The following is a 24,489-nucleotide window of genomic DNA, read 5'->3' on the forward strand; positions in this document are numbered from 1 at the left end:
GTCTGGGTCGGGCGTGTCTTTTTAGGAGGCGCGGCCGGCCCATCCTTTTCGGTGCCAGAGTCCTTCGTTTGCGTTGAGTCCTGTTCCGAGTTCTGCGGGTCCGATGTGTTCCTCGATTTCTTGCGTGTAGGCGACGGGCTCGTAGTGTTCTTTTTTGATGAGTTGGTGGGCTGGTGCTGGGTTCTGGGAGTGCTTGTAGAGGAACCATTCCACGGCTCGTTTAGCGTGCTCAGGGGTCAGTCCGCGATGGTTGCGTAGAAGATTGCGTAGCTGCGCGTTGATGCCTCCTTCGATCCTGTTCGTTGTTGATGAGGCGTTCCGTGAGCGGTGCTCGTCTTTGAGATAGGTGAACAGGACTTCTTGTTGGCTGGCGCGCTCGAGGAGTTGGTAGGCCTTGCGTAGCCGGTCGTGTGTGAACCACCAGCGCTGGTGCGGCCTCACGCTTTGCGGCAGCGAACCACGGTGGTGCGAACGGTAGGTTTTCTCGTTCAGCATCTGGTGATGTTTTCCGTGCCACTGGTTGAGTGCAAGTAGCCATGCACGCGCTTGATCCTGGCTCGTGATCCGTGTCAGGGCAAGGGAAATAGCCCGTAGTTCGCGGCCCGCGGTCGTGCGGGGGCGCATCGTGATCAGCACGCGCACGTTGCGTTGAATATGCACCAGGCAGCGTTGAACAGGGGTCTCGGGCCAGCAATGTTTCAGCGCGGATGCCAGCCCGGAACCACCATCAATCACGACCAAATCTGGTGCGGGGAAACGAGTTAGGAGCTGTTCCCACGCCACGCGTTTTTCCGTGTCACACCATTGATAACCGATGACGTGTTCGCCAGCGATCGCGATCAAGCAACACCAGGAACCGAGATAGATGCCGTCGAGCTGGACTTCCGGATAGATCTCTCCGGTGACCTCGATCGCGGGAGTAATGTTCCAGCACCAGTGTGTGGAGCGACGAAACGAGCGTGGATCCACGCCCTGAGCGACTTGGGATTGAGTCTTGTTTCCCAGCAGCCATTCCAGGAATCGGGAGAGCTCGTGGCGTCGACGCACGTCGACGCGTTGTATCCGTTCAGAACTACTCGCGCCACACGATTTACAGCGATACCTGGTAGCTCCAGCACTCGTGGAACCGTTCCTTTTCAGCCCGCCACCACACAGGACGCATAAACGCTCGTTGTCAACCACGCTTCCCGAATAAACAACGAAAAGTATGCCAACACCCGTTTAGCCGCGCCGATAAAGGCAACCAAGCCCCATCAGACACACTTTAATGTCCTATAACCCCGGTTCCACGCGATCGTCTTTTAAGCGTGCTTCACGGCGTGTTGCATGTGAAAATGACATTCTTGTTATTTAAACTTGCGGTGGGAAATCCCTAACCTTGGGGTTGAACCTTGTCCTTTTAGCGCTTACATTGAAGACTGTAGTTATCAAGCTGTGACGTATAAGTGACCTCCCCGTTACTTGAAGTCCGTAACATCTGAACACTCGCACCGTTCATTGTTGAGGGTCATACCAACGGTCCTTTCGCTTGGAACTGCTGCCCCGTTCCTTGGCGTCAGGATGACCGTGATTCAACCTCAAGTGACTCGTATGCTCGCCCGTTCAGCGCATACTGCCACGCAAGTCAGCAGCACTTTGCTCTGCGGAGCCCTGTTGTGCGGAATGTTGATCTTCGCACCGGCCGCTTCTGCGGAAACCGCCAACCTGTCCTGGCAGCAGTCCCTCGTCGCGCTCCCTGCGCAGCCTCAGTCCCCCGCGCAACCAGCGGTTGAGCTCCCGAGCGCCACCGAAATCGCTCGCGCCAAGGCACTTGCAGCTGATCCTCAGAGCCGCAACACGTCGGCTCTCAAGGCGCTTGTATCCCGACTCGATCAGGCCCTTCTCCATTCCGAAACCCAGCTGGCCAAAGCCGAGGCCGACGCCCTTTCCACGCTGGATGCCCAAACGGCCGCTAATGAGGCCGCTTCCACGCGCACCAAGACCGCCCAAGAAGCGCGTCTTCACGCAGCCGAGGCGCAAGCGTCTTACGAAGCCCTCCAGAAATCCGTGGGCAAACTTGCCGGCGACCTCTACCGTCAGGGCGGAGTGAACCCAGCGCTTTCTGCGCTGTTCAACTCCTCGAACAACAATGACGTGATCTATAAGGCCTCGACGCTTGACGCTCTGACGGCCAACCGCGCGCAGACTTTGACAGCGTCCAAGGCAGCCGCCGACCTCGCCGCTTCCTGGCAGAACTACGCGAGCGGGCTTGAGTCCGTGGCCACGAAGGCGTCTGACATCCAGCATCGCATCACCACGGCCGCCCGCGAGAGCGCGGACCGTTACGAAGCTCAGCGTCGCGCTCAGGAAGAAACCCGCGCACAGATTCTTGCGTTGCTTGCGGAGGCCCGCGGCACCTCGGTGTCGGACGAGTCCAAGCGCGCGGATGAGCTCATTGCGGCGCACAACGAAGAAGCGCTGCAGGCGGCACTCGCGTCCACGCCTCATGGCGCCGCCCAGGACGGCGCTCTCTCCCCCGGCTCGGATGTCGCGAGCCAAACGCTGCGGGATTTGGCGGCGCTCGATTCAGAATCCAATACGACGACGCCGCTCACCCGCCCGGCCGAGGTTCCGGACGTTTCCCCCGTGGCTAACTCCTTGCGTCCTGTAGTTCGTTCTACTCCGGCGGCTCCAGCATTGAACGCCACACAGACAGCCACCCCGGTACGTCCTTCCACGCCTGCGCAGCCTTCGAACCCGACACAGCCGAGCGTTCCTGCTCAGCCAACCGTTCCTGCTCAGCCAAGTGTTCCGGCAATTCCGTCCGACCCGGCTGAGCCTACGCGCCCGACTCAAGCTGCGTCGTCGTCCTCGGCGCAAACTCCGCCAGCGCCAACTCAAGCTCCGGAGCCAACCCGGGCACCAGCGCCTACCGTCACGCCTCAACCGACTCGTGCGGCTACGCCGACCCCAACTCCAACCCGAACGGCTAGCCCAACGCCGACGCGCACTGCGACGCCGACTCCAACACCTACGCGGACCGCTACGCCAACTCCGTCTCCAACCCGAACAGCAATTCCAAAGCCGGCACCTGCACCAGCGCCGACGACCGGCTCCAAGGAAGCGGCGATTGCCTGGGCGATCGCGACGGCGAATAACAATTCAATTGGTTACAGCTACGGCGCCAACGGGCCTAACTACTACGACTGCTCGTCCTTCGCGAAGACGGCGTTCGCGCTATCCGGCGTGACGCTGCCGCGCACTTCGTCGAGCCAGTACTTCAATGCACCTACCAAAGTGCCACTTACCCAGCTGCGCCGCGGTGACTTGGTGTTCTGGAGCTCCAACGGTGGCGCGTCCATGTATCACGTTGCCATCTACCTAGGCGACGGCATGATTGTGCACGCGCGGAACCCGCAAATGGGTATATCCGTCACGCCGCTGAATTACGGCGGCATGTACAACGTGTACCCGTACGCGGGGCGCTACTAATTCGCTATTGAAGCCCTTTGCCTAGCTGAAGTTCTTTCGTTCTTCTAGGCGTGGATCTTCTCCGTCTGGAATGACCATGACGGGACCTTGTGCGTGGAAGAGCACGCCTTGGCTCGTGGAGCCGAGGAGCATGCCCGTGAATCCGCCGCGGCCGCGGGAGCCGGTAACCAGCAACTTGGCGGTGCGGGATTCATCGATGAGCACCTCAACTGGCGCGCCCTCAATGACATCGGACTCGAACTTGAGGTCCGGGTAGTAGCTCTTGAGCCAGCGTTCGCCGGCGCTCAGCTGCTCGCGCACTTCGCGGAAGACAGCTTCTTGATCCACCGTGGCTGGCACCCAAGCGAGGGAACCGCCGAGTGGAGGAATCGCGCAGACCACGCGCAGGGTCGCGTTTTCTGCGAGCGCACGTTCGGCGGCCTTCAAGACGGCAAGGCGTGCACGGTCGGAACCGTCGACGCCCACCACAATGACGTCCTTCGTGTTGGTGCGATCCTTCGCGGTCAGTGGCACAATGATGGTCGGGCACTTGGCGTGGGCCGGGATGGCGGTGGAAACGGAGCCGAGGAGACGGCCCATGAAGCCACCGCGACCGCGACGACCAACCACCATGAGGTCTGCTTCTTCTGCGAAGTCCAAGAGCACGCCCGCGGCGTCTCCCGACTCGACGAAGGTGCGGACGGTCAAGCCGTCGCCTATGAACTGCTTAATGTGGGACGCTGCGTCCTCGACGGTCTCGAGGGCGCTAGCGCGGAAGGCTTCGTCATCCATGCTTGCGTAGCCAGCGTCCATGCTGGAGGCTGCGAAAACGGGGATGCTGTATGCGGTGACGATATTGAGGGGAAGGTCATGGTTCGAAGCTTCTTGAGCCGCGAACTGCAGGGCATTCAGAGACTGCTCTGAACCATCCACGCCAACAGTCACGCCATTGGCCGTTGCTGCGTCTGATGATTCGCCGCGAGCGCGGCCAACATCGGAGTCGTTGGTAGTCGGGATCTCGGTCATGAGTGACTCCTCACTAAGTGGACTATTCGAGATACCTCTATTCAACACCCCCATTCGGCGCCCGGCTAGTGAAAAAGCGAATATTTTTTACACAGCGTAGAAAATGACGATCGCCACACTATTCTTAGGCGAGACCCCTAGCAGATTAAGCTTGAAACATGGACAATCGCACCGCACCTTCGAGGACATCGGCCTCGACCAACACCACGCTCGGAGCCGTGGACCGATACTTCAAGATCTCCGAACGAGGCTCCACCTACAGCCGCGAAATTCGCGGTGGCCTCGCTACCTTCTTCGCCATGAGCTACATCGTGGTCCTCAACCCGTTGGTGCTCTCCGGCGCTGACGGATCCGGCCAGGTTCTGGGCCTCAGCCGCGTCGCCGCCGCTACCGCTTTGGTGGCTGGCATCATGACCATCCTGATGGGCGCTTGGGGTAAGCACCCCTTCGCGATGGCAACGGCTCTTGGCGTCAACGCTTTCTGTGCCATCACGGTGGCAACCAACCCGCAGTTGAGCTGGCAATCCATGATGGGCTTGGTCCTCTTGGCCGGCCTCACCATGTTCGTGCTGGTGCTGACCGGCTTCCGAACCGCCGTCTTCAACGCGGTTCCCGCGTCCCTTAAGACCGCCATTGTGGTGGGCATCGGTATGTTCATCGCCCTCATCGGCTTCGTAAACTCCGGCTTTGTGCGCCGTCTTCCTGACGCCGCAGGCACCACGGTTCCCGTAGGCTTGGGCCACGGCGGCGAGCTCACCGGCTGGCCAACGCTCGTCTTCGTGGTGGGCTTGCTCGTGACCATCGCCCTCATGGTGCGCAACATCAAGGGCGCTATCCTCATCGGCATCGCCGTCGCCACGCTTCTTGCCAACATCCTCGAAGCCGTTTTCAAGATCGGCCCTTCGGTCAGCGCGGACGGCAAGGTCAACCCAGAAGGTTGGTCCTTGGTTGTTCCGCAGCTCAACGGCTGGTCCCTTCCGGACCTTTCCCTCATTGGCCACGTTGACGTCTTCGGCGCCTTTGGCCAGCTCGGCGTGACGGCAGCTGCGCTTCTCGCCTTCGTGATCCTGCTGTCCATCTTCTTCGACGCCATGGGAACCATCGTGGGCTTGGCTAACGAGGCAGGCACCACGGACAAGGACGGAAACGTCCCTAACGTTGACCGCGTCCTCATGGTGGATGCTCTCGGTGCCGTCGCTGGTGGCGCCTCCGGCATCTCCTCGAACCAGGTCTTCGTCGAGTCCGGCGCCGGTATCGGCGAAGGCGCTCGAACGGGCCTCGCTTCGATCGTCACTGGCGTGCTGTTCTTGCTCGCGATGTTCTTGACCCCGCTTATCAACTTGGTTCCGTTTGAAGCGGTTGCACCGGCTCTTGTAGCCGTGGGATTCTTGATGATCTCTCAGGTCACGAAGATCGACTGGTCTGACGTTGGACTGGCTATCCCAGCCTTCCTGACGTTCGTCATGATGCCGTTCACTTACTCGATCGCCAACGGCATCGGCGCTGGCTTCATCGCTTACGTCTTCATCCGCGCCGTACAGGGCCGCGGCAAGGAAATTCACCCGCTCATGTGGGCCGTTGCGGCCGCGTTCGTGCTGTTCTTCGGCATTGGCGTGATCGAGAACGCGCTGCACGTCTAGGCGTTCGTTCATTCATGAGTGATCGCATCGACGCATGGTTGTGGTCGGTCCGCGTCTACAAGACGCGATCGGCCGCAACCGCGGCGTGCCGCGCAGGCCATGTGCGGCTCAATGGGAACCCCGTCAAGGCGGCCCAAACAATCGTCCCCGGAGACACCATTCGCGTCCGTCAATCCGGGTGGGAGCGCACCTTCGAAGTCTTGAAGGTCATCCAAAAGCGCGTGGGCGCAGACGCTGCGCAAAGCGCGTACATCGACCACACTCCTCCGCGTCCCAAGCTCGCCATTCCGCAAGTTCCTGTGCGTGACCGCGGCGCCGGCCGTCCTACTAAGAAGGACCGCCGCGAGATGGACCGCCTCCGCACATCGTGGGTTGAGGACTAATTTCCGCCCTGCGCGAGTGACACCGCGTGGTTGCCCGTTTGCTCCGTATCCATCCGCGAGAGCACGCGCGACGTCCAGCCGGAATACACGAACGCGAAAACCACCCATCCCAGCACAAACGTCACGATGGACAGGTAATGCCTGCTCGCGATCCCATTCGCCGTAGCCGCGACGAACGCGAGCACCAGCGAAACCAGTACGCGCGGCAGGATGCGCTCGGCAAAACCGAGGGAATGTTTGGACGCCATGCTTCCCATTATTGAGCTGACCCCGTACCGGCGAAGGGTAGGCGCGCAACGCAAGCGGCGCCGTCGTACTCAAAAAATCCAGTACGACGACGCCGCTAGAGACGCGCTATTTACTTGCGTTAGGCAGTGACTGCGTCACCTTCACGAGCGGCGCGCTCTTCAGCGTCCACCTCGTGGAGGCTCTTGCCCTTGGTTTCACGCATGGTCAGCGCTGCGATCAAGGTGATGACGCAGGCGGCCAACAAGTACATGTTGATGCCGAAGTAGCCACCAGTGTTCTTGAGGATGGTGGTGGCGATGATCGGTGCGAGCGAGCCAGCGACGATCGAGGTCACCTGGTAGCCCAGCGAGACGCCCGAATAACGCATACGCGTTGGGAACATCTCAGCCATGATGGCAGGCTGACCTGCGTACATGAGGGCGTGGAAGGCCAAACCAATGATGATCGCAAGCAAGATGACGATCGGTTCCTTGGTGTCGAACATCGGGAAAGCGAAGAAGCCCCACGTGGCGCCGAGGACTGCACCGGCGATGTACAGCGGCTTGCGGCCCACCTTGTCAGCGAAGTAGCCGACGATCGGGACGAAGATGAAGTGGCAGACGTGAGCGATCGCGAGGAGACCCAGGATAGCCGCGGTGTCTACCTTGAGGGTGCCCAAGTACACAATCGAGAACGAGACCACGATGTAGTAGAGAATGTTCTCCGCGAAACGAAGACCCATGGCGGTCAAGATGCCGCGAGGGTACTTCTTGATCACTTCGCCAACGCCGTAGGAAATTGACTTGGTCTGCTCAACTTCGGCCTTTGCCTGCTCGAAGATTGGGGCTTCCTGAACGTGCTTACGGATCATGTAACCAACAACAACCACGACGGCGGAAAGCCAGAACGCTACGCGCCAACCCCATGCGAGGAAGGCTTCCTGACTCAACGTCGAGCGCATGATGAACAGGACCACGGTAGCGAGCAAGTTGCCAAGCGGAACGGCGGCCTGCGGCCACGATGACCAGAAGCCACGGCTCTCGTTTGGAGAGTGCTCAGCTACGAGGAGGACAGCGCCGCCCCATTCGCCGCCGAGGGCGAGGCCCTGGATGAAGCGAAGAATGACCAAGAGCGCCGGTGCCCAGTAGCCAATCTGGTGGATGGTTGGCAAGCAGCCCATGAGGACCGTGGCCACACCGATCATGATGATGGTCAGTTGAAGCGTGAACTTACGGCCCAGGCGGTCGCCGATCTGGCCAAAGACAATGCCGCCGAGCGGACGCGCGACGAAGCCAACTGCGTAGGTGACAAAGCCTGCAATGATGCCGTCCAGTGCGTTACCCGTCTGCGGGAAGAACTGGGTGCCAAAAACAAGGGCCGCCGCGGAGGCGTAGAGGAAAAAGTCATACCATTCAACGACGGTGCCAGCCATCGACGCGCTGACGATTCGCTTGAGACCCGTCTGATTGGTGTGGGCGCTCGAAGTTGCGCTCATGGAATCTCCTGAGGTGTAGTGATGAGAATCACAAAAGTGATCACGAAAACTATGCCCTGTATATTTGCGCACGGCAATGAGCAACACTGCACGCGATACCTGCAATTTTGCAGATAGAGTGGTCGGCGTGAAGTGAATTTTGCACATTTTCGTGCTGTTCTTCGTGCTGCTTGAGAGGCGGTGGCATTGCGTTGTCCCCTGTAGATCCGGGTTTTGAGTCCCCTGGCGGCTCTCCCAACGCTGATGACTTGTTGGTGCTGCGCGCCGTCGCGAAGACCGGCTATTTTTCTGAGGCCGCGCACGAATTGGGTTTGAACCACACCACGGTGTCCCGGCGGATCACGGCGCTCGAGAAGTCCTTGGGAGCCCACGTTCTAGTGCGGACCTCGAGCGGCTGGCGGCTCACTGACTTGGGACGCCGGGCCGTGGTGGCCGCGGATTCGGTGGCTTCTGCTGTCTCGGCGTTGACGAGTGAGACGCAAACCAGCCGCGGCATTTCCGGAGTGGTCCGCTTGTCCGCGACGGACGGCATCAGTGCGTACATCATTGCTCCCGCGGTGGCCAAGCTGCGCGAAACTAACCCGGATCTCAACGTAGAGATTGTGGCGACTACGCGCCGTGCTTCCCAAATCCGCACGGGCTTGGACATGGAAATTGTGGTGGGCGAGCCGCAGGTACAGCGGGCCGAAGTGATTGAGCTCGGCGAGTACGAGCTGGGGCTGTTTGCTTCTCGAGAGTGGGTTGCTGCCAATAAGGCGCCGACGTCCTTGGAGGAAGTCTTGCGGTCGCCGCTGGTCTATTTCATTGATTCGATGCTACAAGTGGATGACCTGGATACGCCGCGCAAGATCCTTCCGGGTATGCGGGATTCCGTGACGTCCACGAACGTTTTTGTGCACGTGTATGCCACGCGGGCCAGTGCGGGTATTGGGTTCTTGCCGGTGTTCATGGCGGCGGAGCATGCTGATTTGGTGCGGCTGCTGCCCTCGACTCGGCAGCGGCTGACGTATTGGCTGGTAGTGCGGCCTGAGAATCTGCAGCAGCCTGCCGTGGCGGCCGTGGTTCGCGCCATTCGTGATGCAGTCAGTTTGGCGCAACCGTTCTTGGTGGGCGAAGGGCCGAATCCGTTCTTGGGGGCGCCTTCCGAGGGCCTCTCCTAGCTGGGCCAATCGCCTAACCGGGGCATCGTCGTCGCAATCAAGGAAGGACGCCGCGAGCGTTGGCTCGAAGCGTCCTTCGTTGTCTTTATGTGGGATTGCTGAACTAGGCCTAGGCGATCTTGGCGATTTCCCGGCAAATGTGGCTGCGTGCGTGCACGATTGCCGCATCGAGGTCGGCTACCAAGTGGTTTTCGTGCCGCAGGGCCGAGATCACGCCGATGCGAGTGAACAGCTCAAGGTGTTGCTCGCGCAGGCCCTTGATGATCACGGTGATTCCGCGCGCTTCGAGTCGCTGCACAATTTCTACGAGGCTGTTGGCGCCGGTGGCGTCCACGGTGTCGAGGCGGGACAAGCGCAGGATCACCACGGAAACGTCCTTGGTCTTCACGATCTCGTCCAGAACGCGGTCAGCACTACCAAAGAAGAGCGGTCCGTCGATCACGATCAGCGCGATGCGTTCGTCGCCAGGCTCGGCGTCGCCGGGAAGATGATCTTCGCGGTGCACGCCGGCCGCCGAAGCATAGCTGCGGATAGCGAAGACGCCCGCGAGCAGCATGCCCACGACGACGGCAACGATGAGGTCAAAGGAGACCGTCACGATCGCCGTGACGACGAAGGCGAGGGCGTCCGCGCGAGTGGAACGCAGAATGGAACCTGCGATCGCGACGTTCACCATGCGAGCGGCCGTGACCATGAGGACGCCAGAGAGGGCGGCCAGCGGGATGAATCCCACCGGCTGAGCAAACAGCGTGACAATCAGCAACAGGACTACCGCGTGGAACACTGCGGCAACGCGGGTGCGTCCGCCGCTTCTTACGTTCACTGCGGTGCGGGCGATGGCGCCGGTTGCCGGCATGCCACCGAAGAGGCCCGCACCGATTGACGCGAGGCCTTGGCCCACGAGTTCGCGGTCAGGATCGTAAGGTCCAGTGTCCGCCATGGAAGCGGCAACGCGTGCGGACAAGAGTGACTCGATCGCCGCCAGCGCCGCGACGGCAACCGCCGGAACCATCAAAGACTGGGTGAGTTCCCAATTCAGTGCGGGAACGGTCGGCGCGGGGAAGGTGCTGGGGAGGGCGCCGATATTCGCAAGAGGGTTAGGTATGAGGACTGCGAGAAGACTGACCACGATCACAGCAACGAGCGAACCCGGGATCGCCTTGTGCAAGCGCGGAAGGCCCACCATGCAAGCCACCACAATCAGCACGGCGGCCACGGCCCACATGAGGTAGACCGGATCCGCATGAATGAGGCTCAAGAACGCGGACACGGCCACGTTCGTATGACCCGTGAGGTTTCCGCCGGGACCCGTCAGTGCGGGAATCTGCTGCAAGAAGATGATGACGCCAATGCCGAGCGTGAAGCCCTCGATCACCGGCCACGGGATGAAGGAGACGGCCTTACCGAGGCGCAGGAATCCGGCAGCCACCACAATGATGCCGGCCATGAGCGTCACGAGGATTACGGCGGGGACGCCATGCGAGGCAACGATCGGCGCGAGCACCACCACCATGGCCCCGGTGGGTCCGGAGACCTGAACATTGGAACCGCCGAAGACCGCTGCGATGATGCCCGCGACGATCGCGGTAATCAGGCCAGCTTCAGCGCCAGCGCCTGAGGAGATACCGAATCCCAAGGCGAGCGGTAGGGCAACGATGCCCACCGTGATGCCCGCGAGGAGATCGCCGCGCCAGGTGCGCTTGACCAGCGCATAGTCCGACTTTGAGGGGAAGAGAGAAGTTCTCGTATCCATTTAGCTGACCTGGCTTCCGTGCTGGCTGACGGCCGGCAGTTGAGCAACGTGTTCCCGTTGTTCGGACGAATCATCGAGGATCTGCTCGAGCAGTTCTCGTGCAAGCTGCAAAATATTCGCCACTTGCGGGTAGGCGAGGCGGTAGTAGACATGGTTGGCGCGGCGTTGCGACGTCACCAGTTGGTAGCGGCGAATGACCGCAAGATGCTGTGACAAGTGCGACGCCTCAAGCGCCGTGTCAGCCTGCAGTTCAGCGACGGTATGTTCCTCGCCGTCGGCCAGCAGTTCGAGGATTCTGATGCGAAGTGGATGGGACAAACCCTTGAATAGTCCGGCCTTCACTTCGTAAAGCGGACGGGAGTGATCAGTTAGTGACATGATGACTTCATCATATCGCTTTATGGACGGATTCCGTACCTAAATTACGACGGCGGAGCCCTGCTTCTGCACACACTGTGGATAACCGAACATCTCATCTATAACTGTGGGTGAAGGAAAAATACTTATCCACAAATTAGCGTATTTCATGGTGCTTCGTTTGTATCTTCGATAGGATGGAGTTATCGATTCGATCCGGAGCCTACGGGGGCTGATCGCATGACCACCACGCCACTACTCCAACGAATGCTCACCCACTCAGACTCATTGCGGACTGAGTTCGACTCCCTCAGTGACACCCAGCTGACCCGACTCAGCGATGACCAGTGGGCTGATTATGCCGACGCTGTCGAGGCCATATCCCGGTTTCTCACGCGATTTCAGGTTCATGCCGCTGCGGCGTTTGTTCGTGCGGTGCAGGACGCTGAAGCTGCTGGTGTGGGTACGCGATTGCGCACGAAAACCCCCGAAGAGCGTTTGGCTGAGCGGCTTGGCGTGACGAAGTCCGAGATCCGACGACGCGTGGCCCTGGCCGATGCGCTCCTATCCGGCACGGACGAATATGGTCAGGAAGTTGCTCCGAAGTATCCGGCCGTAGCCGAGCTATTCAACAGTGGTGGCACCAGCCTGTCCGTGGCGTCAACCATGATTCGTGAGCTTGATAAGGCTACAGTCCTCGCTAATGCCACACCTGACTCAGATACAGCTCAGGTGCGGCGGGACATGGAAGCAGCCCTCGTCCAGGCCCAGCATCAAGGCGGAGCAGCTCTGGTGACGACCGTGGGTAAGAACTGGTTGAACCGCCTCAACACCAAGAACGTGCAGCCAACCTCGGAACTGGCTAAACAGTTTCAAGGACTCCACCTGATTGGCCGGAAGTACGGGTTGAACCATGGCGAGTTTTATCTTGATGATGAGCAGTGGGCGACCCTCGTCGCGGGCTCCTCGTTCGAAGCGAATCCACGCATCAAGACCACCAATGGCGGCAACGGTGGATCGGGCACGGCATCCGAAACGCTCTTCGACGACGCCGTTTCGAGCCCATCAAACGAAGATGCCGTCGCGAAGGAACTGAAAGACACCCGCACGCGTCCACAGAAGCTTGCCGATGGGCTCATGCGAACCATTCAAGCCGGGCTGTCCACGAACAAGCTGCCACAGAATGGTGGCTTACGTCCGCAGGTCATGGTGACGATCGACTCGGAGACGCTGCAGGGTCGGATTGCTTCGCACAAGACGTTCCAATCACACTCGGCGCAGGTCGGACCGATCGATCCAGGCTTGATTCGACGGATCGCTTGCAACGCGGATCTTTTGCCAATAGTTCTGAATGGTGAAGGACGAGTCCTCGACGTCGGCGCACCGCAAAGACTCTTCACGACGGAGCAGCGGAAGATTCTCTACGCGAGGGATCTTGGGTGTTCGGCACCTGGCTGCACTGTTCCGGCGGATGGTTGCGAAGCCCACCATGTCCAGGAATGGAGTAAAGGCGGACCAACCACCATCGAAAACGGTGTCCTCGTCTGCCACTTCCACCACAAGTTAGTGCATGACACCCCATGGAAGATCGACATGAGTAGAGGTGTGCCCTATTGGGTTCCGCCGAAAGCCGTCGACCCCGATCAGAAACCACGACGCAACTACCACTTCCACCCCGAACTGGTCGGAGCTGACGCCGGCCAAAGCGCAGATACAGGCACGGCTGACGATGAGCCCCGCCACGAATTGAACTAGCCGCATCACCAAGAGATTTGTCCGGAAAACCACAGCAACCGAGGAGTCGTATCCCGCGCACAAGCAACGCTTCCGTGCGCACGAAGAGGGCCGCCGAATGGGGTCCATCCTGCCCGCGACAACAACCCGCACACCGCAACCAGTGTGAGTGCGAAGTTCATGTTGCCTTGAAAACCAAATAGAAGGGCCCAACGCTAAGCAACAGCGTTGGGCCAGAAATCAGACGCCACTAGAGTTCGAATCAGACAATGCTCAGTGGCACTCAACCGCAGCTCGGGCAGAGAGCTGAGTTGCGGCGTCGTAATTCCGTCTGAGGGGTTAGGAATTCTCGCTATCTGCGAGCGCGCGCTCGAGTCGCTCAATCTTGCCGTCGAGTTCCCCGGTGTGGCCGGGGCGGATGTCCGCTTTGAGTACCAGGGAAACGCGGCCGGAGAACTGGCCTACCGCCTCCGTGGCTCGTTTGACGACGTCCATAACCTCGTCCCATTCGCCTTCGATTTCGGTAAACATGCTCGAGGTGCGGTTGGGGAGGCCGGATTCGCGAACAACGCGAACCGCAGCGGCGACGGCATCGTGCACGGAACCGGCGGCATCTGAGGTGCTAGGGGCAACAGAAAAGGCAACAATCATGCCTTCAGCATGGCACTTTCTTGGCGAAAAGTGGCGTACGCGACAACTTAGTGGAAAAATCGCTACGGCTCATGGGACAACCCCAAGAGCACCTATGATTCGCTTATCATCAGTGCTTGCCAAAGACGGCCGGCACGGAAATCGGGCCCATGACTACCCCAACATCCGAAGACCACCTTCAACGGCGCCTCAAGCTTCGCCATATTCGATTCATTGCCCTCGGAACCGCTATCGGTACGGGCCTTTTTTATGGTTCATCGGAAACCATTCAGGCAGCCGGCCCCGCGGTTCTAATCTCCTACATCATCGCTGGCCTCGCCGTGTGGGCCGTGATGCGCGCGCTCGGCGAAATGGCCGTGCGGCACCCGGTTGCTGGTTCCTTCGCGAACTACGCAGACCGCTTTATTGGCCCTTACTGGGGCTTCATCACTGGCTGGACCTTCGCGTTCGAAATGATGATTGTGGCCATCGCGGATATGACCGCGGTCAGCAAATACATGGGTTTCTGGTACCCAGATACGCCCGGATGGGTGTGGATGGTGGCTGCGATGCTCATCATTGGCGCACTGAACCTTCTGCGCGTGAGCGTTTTTGGTGAGCTTGAATTCTGGTTCACTTCCATCAAGATCACGGCAATTGTGGCCCTAATTATTGGTGGCTTGTACTTGATTATCTTTGGAATCAGCGTTGGCGGACACCAAACCGGTGTGATGAACCTTGTTGATCACGGTGGCTTTGCACCGCTTGGCGCTTGGGGCATCATCATGAGCCTCGGCATTGTGGTCTTCTCCTTCGGCGGCACGGAATCACTCGGTATGACCGCTGGTGAAGCCGAGAACCCAGAGAAGGCAATTCCGAAAGCCGTAAACACCGTTCCTTTCCGAATCTTGGTGTTCTACGTTCTGTCCATCGGTGTCATGCTCTGCTTGATCCCGTGGAACCAGATCGGTGCAGAAGGTTCGCCGTTTGTGCAGGTATTCGGTCAGCTGGGCCTTCCAGCCGCTGAGCACGTCATGAATGCTGTGGTACTCACCGCCGCGCTTTCCGCGATGAACGCAATCTTCTATGCCGGAACTCGCACGATGTACGGCTTGGCAGAACAGGGACAGGCGCCACGGTCGTTCTTGCACACCAACCGCGATGGCATTCCGCTGTTCCCCGTTTTCATCATCGGGGCTGTCATGATCCTTGGCCTGTTTGCCTACCTGTTGATTCCGGACGCCTTGTTCTTGGTAGTGGCATCCATCGCAACCTTCGCGACCGTCACCACCTGGGTCATGATTCTCGTGGCACACCACCGCATGCGTCTGGAAATGAAGGCAAATGGCGACGAGCCAAGCGCCTTCCACTTCCCGATGTGGCCAACCTTGACCTACATCACCCTCGCGTTCATGGCTTTGGTCATGGTGATTCTTGCATTCACCCCAAGCGGCCGCACCGCTTTGATCGTGGGCGTCCTCTGGCTCGTGCTGTTGACCATCGCATACAACGTGTGGATTCCTAAATCTGGACATCAGCGAGTCGAATTGGAATCGCTGGAGTGGGAAGATAAAGGAGGAACGCGCAACCGCTAAGAAGCGCTTCCCGAATATCGTCTAACTCAGACTGCGCAGGAGTTGATCCGTTCTGAATTGATTCCTGCACCGTCTTGAGCCAATTCAGGACTCAATCCATTCAGTAAGGATTCGCATGGCTCGCGGGATTTATATCAGTGCAACAACTTCCTCTTCCGGCAAGTCTCTAATTTCCCTAGGGTTGGCGGATCTCTTGCACCGTCATGCGGATCGCATCGGCTTCTTCCGTCCTATTACTGAAGCCGCGGACGTCGCGGACGATCCGATCGTTCGGATGGTGGCTTCCGCTTTTGAACTTCCTGCAAGCCGCGCCCGCGCAGGCCTAACTCGTACCGCAAGCCGCGAGCTCATCGTGTCCGGTCAAACGGAAGAGATCTACTCGCGCTCCGTGGAAGTCTTCGAATCCATCGCTGCCGAGTGCGACATCGTGATTGTCGAAGGCACGGACCTCACCGGCCACGATTTCGCCGTGGAGTTCGACCTCAACGCGCGTCTCGCCAACCACCTCGGTTGCCACGTCGTGGGCGTCGTGAACGCACACGGTCTCACCGTCGACGAAGCAGTGGACGCTATTGACGTAGCGCGCTCGTCCTTCTACGACGAGAAGGTCTCGCTGCTGTCCATGATCGTGAACCGCGCGAACGCCGCTGAGGCTACTGAGCTTCAGAGCAAAGCGCGTCCCGGTCTTCACAACCGCAAGGTCTACGTGATCCCGGAAATCGAAGAGATCGTGAACCCCACGGTCGGCGAAATCACCTCCGCACTGGGCGCGCAGCTCATCGCCGGAACCCCGATGCTGGACCGCGAGGTCAAGCACGTCCTGGTAGCCGCCATGAACGTGGGCTACTTCTTGGAACGCTTGGTGGATGAGTCCTTCATCATCACCCCGGCGGACCGTTCAGATATTTTGACGACGGCGATCGCGACTTCTCGCACGCCAACCTTCCCCACGACCTCAGGTGTTCTGCTCACCGGTCCGCGTCCGGTTGAAGATACTGTCTTGCCGTTGCTCGCCGAGGCCCCGTTCCCCGTCTTCACTTCCCCCGACGACACCTACACGAGCGCCCACAAGGTGTGGGAAGTGCGCGGCGAGCTCTCGAGCGGCCAGCCACGCAAGATCGCCGCGGCGTTGGGCCAGTGGTACAAATCCATCGACGAAGCAGAGCTGCTGGAGCGCATGCATTTGCCGGCGCCTACCACCATGACTCCCCTGCGTTTCCTGCATGGCCTGATTGAGCGAGCACGCACGGCGCAGCGCCGCATTGTTCTCCCGGAAGGCGAGGACGTCCGCATCCTCGAAGCCGCGGAAATCATTCACCGCCGCGGCATTTGCGAGCTCGTCATTTTGGGCGATCTCAAGGAGGTTCGCGAACTCTCCAACCAGCACGGTTTTGATCTGTCCGGCATCGAGATCATCGATCCGGCCAAGAGCGAATACCTAGAGGACTTCGCGCAGGAATACACCAAACTGCGTGCTCACAAGGGCATCACCATTGAGCAGGCCCGCGAGCGCATGGTGGAGCGTTCCTACTTCGGCACCATGATGGTTCACAAGGGCCTCGTGGACGGCATGGTTTCCGGCGCCGCTCACACCACCGCCAACACCATTCGCCCGTCGCTCGAGTTCATCAAGACCCGACCCGGCGTGAAAATCGTGTCCTCGGTGTTCCTCATGCTCCTCGCGGATCGCGTGCTGGTCTACGGCGACTGCGCCGTGAACCCGGAGCCGAACGCCGAGCAGCTTGCCGACATCGCCGTAGCCTCCGCGCAGACCGCGCAGCAGTTCGGCGTGGAGCCTCGCGTCGCGATGCTCTCCTACTCCACGGGTACCTCCGGTTCCGGCGGTGCCGTGGATGACGTCCGCCAGGCCACGGAGCTAGTTCGCGAGTTGGTTCCTGACTTGGCCGTGGATGGTCCTATCCAGTACGACGCCGCTGTGGATGCGTCCATCGGCGCCTCGAAGTTGCCCGGTTCTTCCGTTGCGGGACAAGCCACCGTGTTTATCTTCCCGGACCTCAATACCGGTAACAACACGTATAAAGCAGTGCAGCAATCCGCTGGCGCTGTGGCCGTGGGTCCGATCTTGCAGGGCCTCAACAAGGCCGTCAACGACCTCTCGCGCGGTTGCACCGTCGAAGACATCGTCAACACCGTAGCCATCACGGCGATCCAAGCTCAGGAGTCCTAATGCTCATTCTGGTCATCAACTCAGGCTCATCGTCGCTGAAGTACCAGGTGCGGGACACAGAGACTGAAGAAGTGCTGACGTCCGACCTCATTGAGCGCATCGGCATTTCCGAGATCAAGGATCACGGACAAGCGCTAGACATCGTTGCGGCAAGCATCGAGGAAGTCTTGGGCGATCGCGAGATCGAAGGCGTGGGTCACCGCGTAGTGCATGGCGGCGAGCGCTTCTCCGAGCCGGTGCTCATCAACAACGAGATCACTCGTGCCATCGAACGTCTTGCGCCGCTGGCACCACTGCACAACCCGGCAGCCGTCTTGGGCATCCGCGCGATCACCGCGAAGTGGCCCAACCTGCCGCAGGTCGCAGTATTCGACACCGCTTTCCACCGCACGCTTCCCGAGCACGTCTGGCGTTACGCAGTTCCCGACGAGCTGTACTCGAAGTTCGGCGTCCGACGCTACGGCTTCCACGGCACTAGCCACGACCTCGTGACCGGTCTGGCCGCGGACTACCTGGACGTGGAACGAGAGAACTTCAACGCCGTCATCTGCCATCTCGGCAACGGCGCCTCCGTGACTGCCATCAAGGGCGGCGTTTCCGTTGATACGTCCATGGGCTACACACCGCTCGAAGGCTTGGTCATGGGCACTCGTTCGGGCGACCTCGACGCGTCGATCGTCACGCAGCTCATCATGCGCGAAGAGTTCACGGCCGAGGAAATGGACACTCTCCTCAATAAGAAGTCGGGACTGTTGGCGCTGGCTGGGGACTCAGACATGCGCGCCGTGACTGATCGCGTAGGGCAGGGCGACGAGCAAGCCGAGCTCGCCCTGACGGCAGCCGCCTACCGACTCTCCAAGTACATCGCTGGATACCACGTGGCCGTCGGCGGCGCTCAGGCCATCGTCTTCACTGCAGGCATTGGTGAAAACTCGATCGTCTTCCGCGAGCGCGTGTGCAAGCCGCTTGAGGTACTCGGCGCGAAGCTCGATCCCGAACTGAACGCCATCCGCTCCCCCGAGGTTCGCCGCATCTCCACTGAGGACTCCGCCATCACCATCCTGGTGGCGCCGACCAACGAAGAGGCCGCCATCGCCGGAGCTACAGCGGAGCTCATCGCGTAGATCGCGTAAGTCGCGTAAGTCGCAGGACACTCGCCGGGTGAGCTACGTCACGAACAAATGAATTTTCAGGCAGAATGGACGAATGACCCAGTCGTCCAATCATTTTTCGCACGATTCCTACGGATCCAACGACTCGGCTCTTCAAGCCCCAACGTTGCTTGAGATCCGCGACCTCGACGTGAGTTTCTCGACGACTTACGGCGAAGTGAAAGCTGTCCAGGGCGCGTCCCTGACGGTGAAGAAGGGTCAGACGGTAGCAATCGTCGGCGAATCAGGATCCGGTAAGTCGACAACAGCGATGGCGGCCATTGGCTTACTCGCCGGCTCAGGTCGCATCACTGGCGGCTCGATCACTCTCGACGGTCAAGAGCTCACTTCGCTCCCTGAGGCCAAGATGCGTGCCATTCGTGGCCGCGACATCGGCATGGTCCCGCAGGACCCCATGTCCAACCTGAATCCGGTCACGAAGATCGGCAGCCAGATCGCCGAAACGCTCTTGGTCCACAAACTTGCGACCCCGAAAAACGTCAAGGAAAAGGTCTTCGAAACCCTGCGTTCGGCCGGTATCCCGAACCCTGAGAAGCGTGCGGACCAGTACCCTCACGAACTTTCCGGCGGTCTGCGCCAGCGTGCGCTCATCGCGATTGGCCTGGCATGCAACCCGCGCTTACTCATTGCCGACGAACCCACGTCCGCGCTTGACGTGACGGTTCAGCAGACCATCCTCGACCAGATCCAGTCCATGACCAAAGAGCTTGGAACCTCGGTCCTGCTCATCACCCACGACCTCGGCCTCGCCGCAGAGCGTGCTTCTGAGCTCGTGGTGATGCACCGCGGCAAGGTCGTCGAGACCGGCCCAGCGCAGAAGATTTTGAGCGACCCTCAGCATCCCTACACGCAGTCGCTCGTCGCAGCGGCACCGTCGGTCGCAGCAGCGCGTATGCAGCCGGGAGCTTTCTCCCCGAATCAAGGTGAGACCGCCGAGCCTGGCAGCGAGAGCCGAGCTGCGTCGTCGTCCTCCGTGTCTGAAACCGACGCACCGAACCTCGTGGAAGTGCGCAACCTGACCAAGGTGTACCCGGTCCGCGGCGCGAAGGAGGATTTTTACGCCGCGAAGGACGTCAGTTTCGATGTGCCGAAGGGCTCGACGGTTGCGATTGTGGGTGAATCCGGTTCCGGGAAGACGACGACGGCGCGCATGCTGTTGAAGCTCATTGAGCCGACCTCGGGCACCATGACTTTTGATGGTCAGGACATTGCGACGCTCTCGAAGGAGCAGCTGCGCGAATTCCGGCAGCGCGTACAGCCGGTGTTCCAGGACCCGTACTCATCGCTGAACCCGATGTTCACGGTGGGACGCATCATTCAGGAACCGCTCGATACCTATAGGCGAGGCAACGCCAAGGAACGCCGGGCGCGCGTGGGCGAGCTGTTGAAGGAAGTGTCCCTCACCCCCGAGATGGCGCATCGTTACCCGTCTGAGCTTTCGGGTGGACAGAGGCAGCGTGTGGCGATTGCGCGCGCGTTGGCGCTGCAGCCGGACCTGATTGTGTGTGACGAGCCGGTGTCCGCGCTCGACGTGCTGGTGCAGTCGCAGATCCTGAAACTGCTTGGCAAGCTCCAGCAGGAATTCGGGCTGTCCTACCTGTTCATCTCGCACGACCTTGCCGTGGTGCGGCTCATTTCCGATTACGTGTGCGTGATGAAGGACGGCGAGCTCGTGGAGGCGGCGACCTCGGAGGAGATCTTCACGAATCCGCGGCATCCCTACACGCGGAAGCTGCTGGCCTCGATCCCGGGCAATGAACTGAAGATCGAAGTCGATCCGGACGCGGCCTAAGGACTAGCTGAGCAGGGCTGAGGCGCCCGAGGCTGGGTCGCCCAGCATAACGCCACCCAACACGAAGGGGTGCGGCCAGAGAATCAACTCTGACCGCACCCCTCGCTAGTAGTTTGGATGCGACGATGCTTAGCGGCGGCGCGACTTCGGATCGAGAGCCTCACGCAACGATTCACCCAGGAGAGTGAAGCCAAGCGCGGTGACGGCGATGCAGATACCCGGCAAGAACGCGAGCTGCGGGGCGATACCCAGCTCGGTCTGCGCGTAGGTGAGCATGCGGCCCCATTCGGCAGTTTGCGGGAGTCCGCCACCTAGTCCCAGGAAGGACAGTGCGGCGGCGTCGATCACGGCGGTAGCGAGCGTCAGCGTGGCTTGCACGATGACGGGACCGATCGAGTTCGGCAGCAAGTGCGTCATGGTGATGGTGCTGCGGCTCAGACCCAAGGTTTGGGCGGCCAAGATGTAATCAGCGCCACGTTGCTGGAGCATGCTCGAACGGAGCAAGCGCGCGAAGATGGGCACCTGAGAGACACCGATTGCGATCATGACCGCGTATTGTCCCTGGCCAAGTACGGCTGCGATAGACACAGCCAAGAGCAGGTTCGGTACGGAGAGCAAGATGTCTACGAGTCGCATGATCACGGAGTCCACCCAGCCACCGAAGCCGCCCGCGAGCAGACCTAAGATCATGCCGCCCACGAGGCCCATGGCTGTGGAGACGATGCCGATGGTCAGCGAGGCTTGAGCACCCCACAACAGCTTGGAGACGACATCGCCACCGAAGCGGTCGAGGCCCAGTGGATAGGCGGCAATCTCGCCGGGTCCAGGGATGTGAGTTGGGGTAATCTCGCGGCGTCCAGGAAGCTCGTCTCCGCCGTAAGGCGCGAGCACTGGAGCGAGGACAGCAACGAGGATGAAGGCCAGCACAATGACGGCACCCGCGATGGCCGCAGGGTTGCGGCGCAAACGATGGAAAGCGTCTTTCCAGACGCTGCCACTGATGGCGCCGGGCTCCATGGTGGTCTCAACTACTGGTTCGTTGATGCTCATTGCACACGCACCCTTGGATCGATGAACCCGTACGAGACATCAACGAGCAAGTTGATGAGCGAGTACAGGATCGCAATGAAGATGATAAATCCTTGCAAGACGGGATAGTCCAGATTGAAGATGGCATCTCGCAAGAACCGTCCGATGCCGTTGAACGCGAAGACAGTCTCCGTTAGCACGGCACCAGAGATGAGCAAACCAGTCTGGAGACCAATGGTCGTGGAAACCGGGAGCATCGCGTTGCGCAGCACAAAGCGGTTTCGGATCAGCCGTGGGGTCAGGCCCTTGGCTTTCGCGGTCCGCACGAAGTCAGCGTTCTGGACTTCCAGCACGGATGCACGGGTGATGCGCACGATGATCGCCAACGGGATAGTTCCCAAGGCAATGCCGGGAAGTATCAAGTGCATGAACGCATCCCATGCGGCGTCCCACTCTGCGGTCAAAATGCCATCAAGGACATAGAAGTCCGTGACATGCGTGGCGTCGATACGGGGGTTTTGCCGGCCGTCAGTGGGGAAGATCGGGAGCTTGATGGCGAAGAGCCACTTGAAAATAAAGGCGAGGAAGAAGACAGGGATGACAACGCCGAAGAGCGAGAGCACCACGGAGAGGTTGTCCTGCCACTTGTTCACGTGCGTCGCGGCCCAGTAACCCAACGGGATACCGATGCCGATCGCGAAGATCAGCGCCACGACGGTCAGCTCGACCGTTGCCGGGAAACGCGTGGCGAATTCTTCAAGAACGGGACGGTTAGTTTGGAGCGAGGTCCCGAAGTCGCCGCTGAGCATCTTCCCGATGTAGGTGAAGTACTGCTCGATGATGGGTTTGTTGAAGCCGTACGCTTCGTTGATGCGGTCAACGGCTTCAGGGGTGGCCTTGTCGCCCAGCAGCGCCGTTGCCGGACCGCCGGGTAGGGAACGCACCCACAAAAACAGCAAAATGGAGAGGCCCACGAGCGTGGGAATCAGTAGCGCGATTCGCTTACCGATAACTCTGAGCATGGTTTCCTTCCGCTCAAGTGAAGGTGCGGCGCCACCAGAAAGCTAGCGCCGCACCTTCACTCAAGAAACACGAGATCTTACTTAGTGAGCTTGATCAGATTGAAGGTCTCGTCATTGACCGGGCTAGCAGGGTAGGACTCCACACGCTCGGCGAACGCCAAGGAGGGAGCTGGGTGCGCAAGCGGAACTGCTGGCACGGTTTCCGAAACCTGCTTGTTGATGGCCTCGTAAAGCGGAGTCTGCTTCTCAAGCACTGGCTCCTGGCGAGCTTCTTCCAACTTCTTGAAGAGGTCTTCGTCCTTGAAACCGAATTCCGGCTTCTCCTTACCGAAGAACACGCCTACGAAGTTGTCCGTGTCGTTGTAGTCACCCGTCCAACCGAGCAAGTGAATGCCGTGGTCCTTCGAGGACTGAATGCGGTCCAAGTAGTCCGGCGACCACTTGTTTGGCTGTGCCTCGACCTTGATGCCAACTTCTTCCAGCTGAGCGGAGATGTTGGTGAACACCTGCTCTGGCGTTGGCATGTACGGACGAGAAACACCGGTTGGGTAATTGAACTTCACGGTGAAGCCGTTCGGGTAGCCAGCCTCTGCGAGAAGCTGCTTTGCCTTGGCAGGATCGTAGTCGTAGGTTTCGACGTCTTCCGTGTAGCCGTTGACGACCTCAGGTATGAACTCGATAGCCTTCTTGGTGCCTTCAGGAAGCGTCTGCTTGATGAGCGCATCCTTGTCGATGGCGTAAGAGATAGCCTGGCGAACCTTGACGTCCTGGAGTTCCTTGACGGTCTGGTTGATACCCAAGTAGAGGATCGTGAATGGCTCGCGTGCCACCACGTTGAAGCCTGCATCCTTGAGCGCCTGCGTATCAGCTGGCGACACGAGGTCGTAGCCATCGATCGTGCCAGCTTCGAGTGCCTGACGACGTGCGGTTGGCTCATCGATGACGCGGAAGATGATCTTCTGGATCTGGCCCTTTTCGCCCCAGTAGTCAGGGTTTGCGGAAAGGTTGAGCTCCTGGCCTGGGCTCCACGAATCAAACTTGAATGGACCCGTACCAACTGGGTGGCCCTTAGCGTACTCAGAGAGCACTGGAGACTCAGCGGAGCCGGAAATCTCGTCAGCCTTGAACTCGTCAAGAGCCTTCGGCGACTGCATGGCGAAAGCAGGCAAAGACAGCGCTGCGATGAAGCCAGCGAATGGCTTAGCCAGCGTCACCTTTGCTTCGCTCTCAGAGGTTGCTTCGCAAGACTTGTAAACAGCATTCTCAGGCTTGTCTGCAAAGCCCTTGAAGAGGGAACCGTAGTAGTACGCCACGGACTCAGCCTGCTGGAGGCCCTTGAAGTTGTACCAACGATCGAAGTTGAAGCACACGGCCTTGGCATCGAACGTGGTGCCATCGTGGAACTTCACGCCAGACTTGAGCTTGAAGTCGTAGGTGAGGCCATCTTCGGATGCCGTCCAAGACTCCGCCAAGAGCGGTTCTGGGTCAGCTGATCCGGCCTTGACTCCTACGAGTCCTTCAAAGATCTGACGCGAGACACGGAATGATTCGCCGTCAGAAGCGTACGCAGGATCCAAGGACTTTGGATCCGAGGACGCAGCGAACACGAACGTGGAATTCACAGAACCGCTAGCGGCTCCGGAAGAGCTACTTGCATTGTTGTCACGTTGAGATTGAACGCAACCGCTCAGTACCAGAGCGCCGGCGGCCAGCACGGCTGCCGTGGAGAGAGCGCCCTTCTTGAACTGCAGAGACATAAGTCATCCCCTCAATGGTCGAGTGACACGAAAAGGGCTAATTGCCCACTTCGCTTGGGGGAAGCCTACCCGATATGT

General features: G+C 59.8%; 19 protein-coding genes. 9 read left to right on the forward strand and 10 right to left on the reverse strand.

All coding sequences use genetic code 11. The annotated features are described in order from the left end of the window. Nucleotides 1-21 precede the first annotated feature (21 nt). Complete coding sequence (locus BKA12_RS08945) at nt 22-1,182, reverse strand: IS1249 family transposase (RefSeq protein ID WP_183639812.1); 1,161 nt, start codon at nt 1,180-1,182, stop codon at nt 22-24. A gap of 384 nt (nt 1,183-1,566) precedes the next feature. Here BKA12_RS08945 and BKA12_RS08950 point away from each other — a divergent pair, with 384 nt between their 5' ends. Beyond that, nucleotides 1,567-3,471: an NlpC/P60 family protein gene (locus BKA12_RS08950; RefSeq protein WP_183642792.1), complete on the forward strand. Its 1,905-nt coding sequence runs from the start codon at nt 1,567-1,569 to the stop codon at nt 3,469-3,471. 21 nt (nt 3,472-3,492) lie between these two features. Here the strand turns inward: BKA12_RS08950 and BKA12_RS08955 are convergent, their stop codons facing one another. Beyond that, nucleotides 3,493-4,476 carry a universal stress protein gene (locus BKA12_RS08955; RefSeq protein WP_183642795.1) on the reverse strand — a complete coding sequence of 328 codons (984 nt, stop codon included), beginning with the start codon at nt 4,474-4,476 and terminating at the stop codon, nt 3,493-3,495. A 158-nt stretch (nt 4,477-4,634) separates the two neighbouring features. On the opposite strand from BKA12_RS08955, the gene BKA12_RS08960 reads away from it, so the two are divergent. After that, complete coding sequence (locus BKA12_RS08960; protein WP_183642799.1) at nt 4,635-6,116, forward strand: NCS2 family permease; 1,482 nt, start codon at nt 4,635-4,637, stop codon at nt 6,114-6,116. Nucleotides 6,117-6,130: 14 nt separating this feature from the next. Next, complete coding sequence (locus BKA12_RS08965) at nt 6,131-6,499, forward strand: RNA-binding S4 domain-containing protein (protein ID WP_183642801.1); 369 nt, start codon at nt 6,131-6,133, stop codon at nt 6,497-6,499. Here BKA12_RS08965 and BKA12_RS08970 read toward each other — a convergent pair. Together BKA12_RS08970 and BKA12_RS08975 are read right to left on the reverse strand one after the other, a co-directional pair. Continuing rightward, nucleotides 6,496-6,747, reverse strand: coding sequence for a hypothetical protein (locus BKA12_RS08970; protein WP_183642804.1), 252 nt, complete (start codon nt 6,745-6,747; stop codon nt 6,496-6,498). The genes BKA12_RS08965 and BKA12_RS08970 overlap by 4 nt on opposite strands. Before the next feature lie 119 nt (nt 6,748-6,866). Next, nucleotides 6,867-8,222, reverse strand: coding sequence for an MFS transporter (locus tag BKA12_RS08975; protein ID WP_183642807.1), 1,356 nt, complete (start codon nt 8,220-8,222; stop codon nt 6,867-6,869). Between the two features lie 191 nt (nt 8,223-8,413). Here BKA12_RS08975 and BKA12_RS08980 point away from each other — a divergent pair, with 191 nt between their 5' ends. Beyond that, nucleotides 8,414-9,382, forward strand: a complete 969-nt coding sequence (locus BKA12_RS08980; protein ID WP_183642810.1) for a LysR family transcriptional regulator — start codon at nt 8,414-8,416, stop codon at nt 9,380-9,382. A 109-nt stretch (nt 9,383-9,491) separates the two neighbouring features. On the opposite strand, the gene BKA12_RS08985 is transcribed toward BKA12_RS08980, so the two are convergent. Together BKA12_RS08985 and BKA12_RS08990 are read right to left on the reverse strand one after the other, a co-directional pair. Then, nucleotides 9,492-11,135 carry a SulP family inorganic anion transporter gene (locus tag BKA12_RS08985; protein ID WP_183642812.1) on the reverse strand — a complete coding sequence of 548 codons (1,644 nt, stop codon included), beginning with the start codon at nt 11,133-11,135 and terminating at the stop codon, nt 9,492-9,494. Then, nucleotides 11,136-11,513 carry an ArsR/SmtB family transcription factor gene (locus BKA12_RS08990; protein ID WP_183642815.1) on the reverse strand — a complete coding sequence of 126 codons (378 nt, stop codon included), beginning with the start codon at nt 11,511-11,513 and terminating at the stop codon, nt 11,136-11,138. Between the two features lie 219 nt (nt 11,514-11,732). Here BKA12_RS08990 and BKA12_RS08995 point away from each other — a divergent pair, with 219 nt between their 5' ends. After that, a complete protein-coding gene (locus BKA12_RS08995) occupies nt 11,733-13,247 on the forward strand; it encodes an HNH endonuclease signature motif containing protein (RefSeq protein ID WP_183642818.1) in 1,515 nt (504 codons plus the stop codon). 318 nt (nt 13,248-13,565) lie between these two features. On the opposite strand, the gene BKA12_RS09000 is transcribed toward BKA12_RS08995, so the two are convergent. Continuing rightward, nucleotides 13,566-13,877 carry a thiamine-binding protein gene (locus BKA12_RS09000; protein WP_183642821.1) on the reverse strand — a complete coding sequence of 104 codons (312 nt, stop codon included), beginning with the start codon at nt 13,875-13,877 and terminating at the stop codon, nt 13,566-13,568. Between the two features lie 149 nt (nt 13,878-14,026). Between BKA12_RS09000 and BKA12_RS09005 the strand changes: the two genes are divergently transcribed. From BKA12_RS09005 to BKA12_RS09020, 4 genes are all read left to right on the forward strand, one after another. Continuing rightward, the gene (locus tag BKA12_RS09005) at nt 14,027-15,451 is read left to right on the forward strand and encodes an amino acid permease (protein WP_183642825.1); all 1,425 of its coding nucleotides are present in this window, start codon (nt 14,027-14,029) and stop codon (nt 15,449-15,451) included. Between the two features lie 115 nt (nt 15,452-15,566). Next, nucleotides 15,567-17,639: a phosphate acetyltransferase gene (pta, locus tag BKA12_RS09010; RefSeq protein WP_183642828.1), complete on the forward strand. Its 2,073-nt coding sequence runs from the start codon at nt 15,567-15,569 to the stop codon at nt 17,637-17,639. Further along, on the forward strand, nt 17,639-18,763 hold the full coding sequence (locus tag BKA12_RS09015) for an acetate/propionate family kinase (protein WP_183642831.1): 1,125 nt from the start codon (nt 17,639-17,641) through the stop codon (nt 18,761-18,763). Before pta ends, BKA12_RS09015 begins: the two co-directional genes overlap by 1 nt. 82 nt (nt 18,764-18,845) lie before the next feature. Then, the gene (locus tag BKA12_RS09020; RefSeq protein WP_183642834.1) at nt 18,846-20,603 is read left to right on the forward strand and encodes an ABC transporter ATP-binding protein; all 1,758 of its coding nucleotides are present in this window, start codon (nt 18,846-18,848) and stop codon (nt 20,601-20,603) included. Between the two features lie 129 nt (nt 20,604-20,732). On the opposite strand, the gene BKA12_RS09025 is transcribed toward BKA12_RS09020, so the two are convergent. From BKA12_RS09025 to BKA12_RS09035, 3 genes are all read right to left on the reverse strand, one after another. Continuing rightward, entirely contained in the window at nt 20,733-21,653 is a 921-nt protein-coding gene (locus BKA12_RS09025; protein ID WP_183642837.1) for an ABC transporter permease, read from the reverse strand. Beyond that, the gene (locus tag BKA12_RS09030; protein ID WP_183642840.1) at nt 21,650-22,654 is read right to left on the reverse strand and encodes an ABC transporter permease; all 1,005 of its coding nucleotides are present in this window, start codon (nt 22,652-22,654) and stop codon (nt 21,650-21,652) included. Before BKA12_RS09030 ends, BKA12_RS09025 begins: the two co-directional genes overlap by 4 nt. A 77-nt stretch (nt 22,655-22,731) precedes the next feature. After that, a complete protein-coding gene (locus BKA12_RS09035; RefSeq protein WP_183642844.1) occupies nt 22,732-24,411 on the reverse strand; it encodes an ABC transporter substrate-binding protein in 1,680 nt (559 codons plus the stop codon). Nucleotides 24,412-24,489: the final 78 nt, after the last annotated feature.

The organism is Neomicrococcus lactis (assembly GCF_014200305.1).
Lineage (GTDB): Bacteria > Actinomycetota > Actinomycetes > Actinomycetales > Micrococcaceae > Neomicrococcus > Neomicrococcus lactis.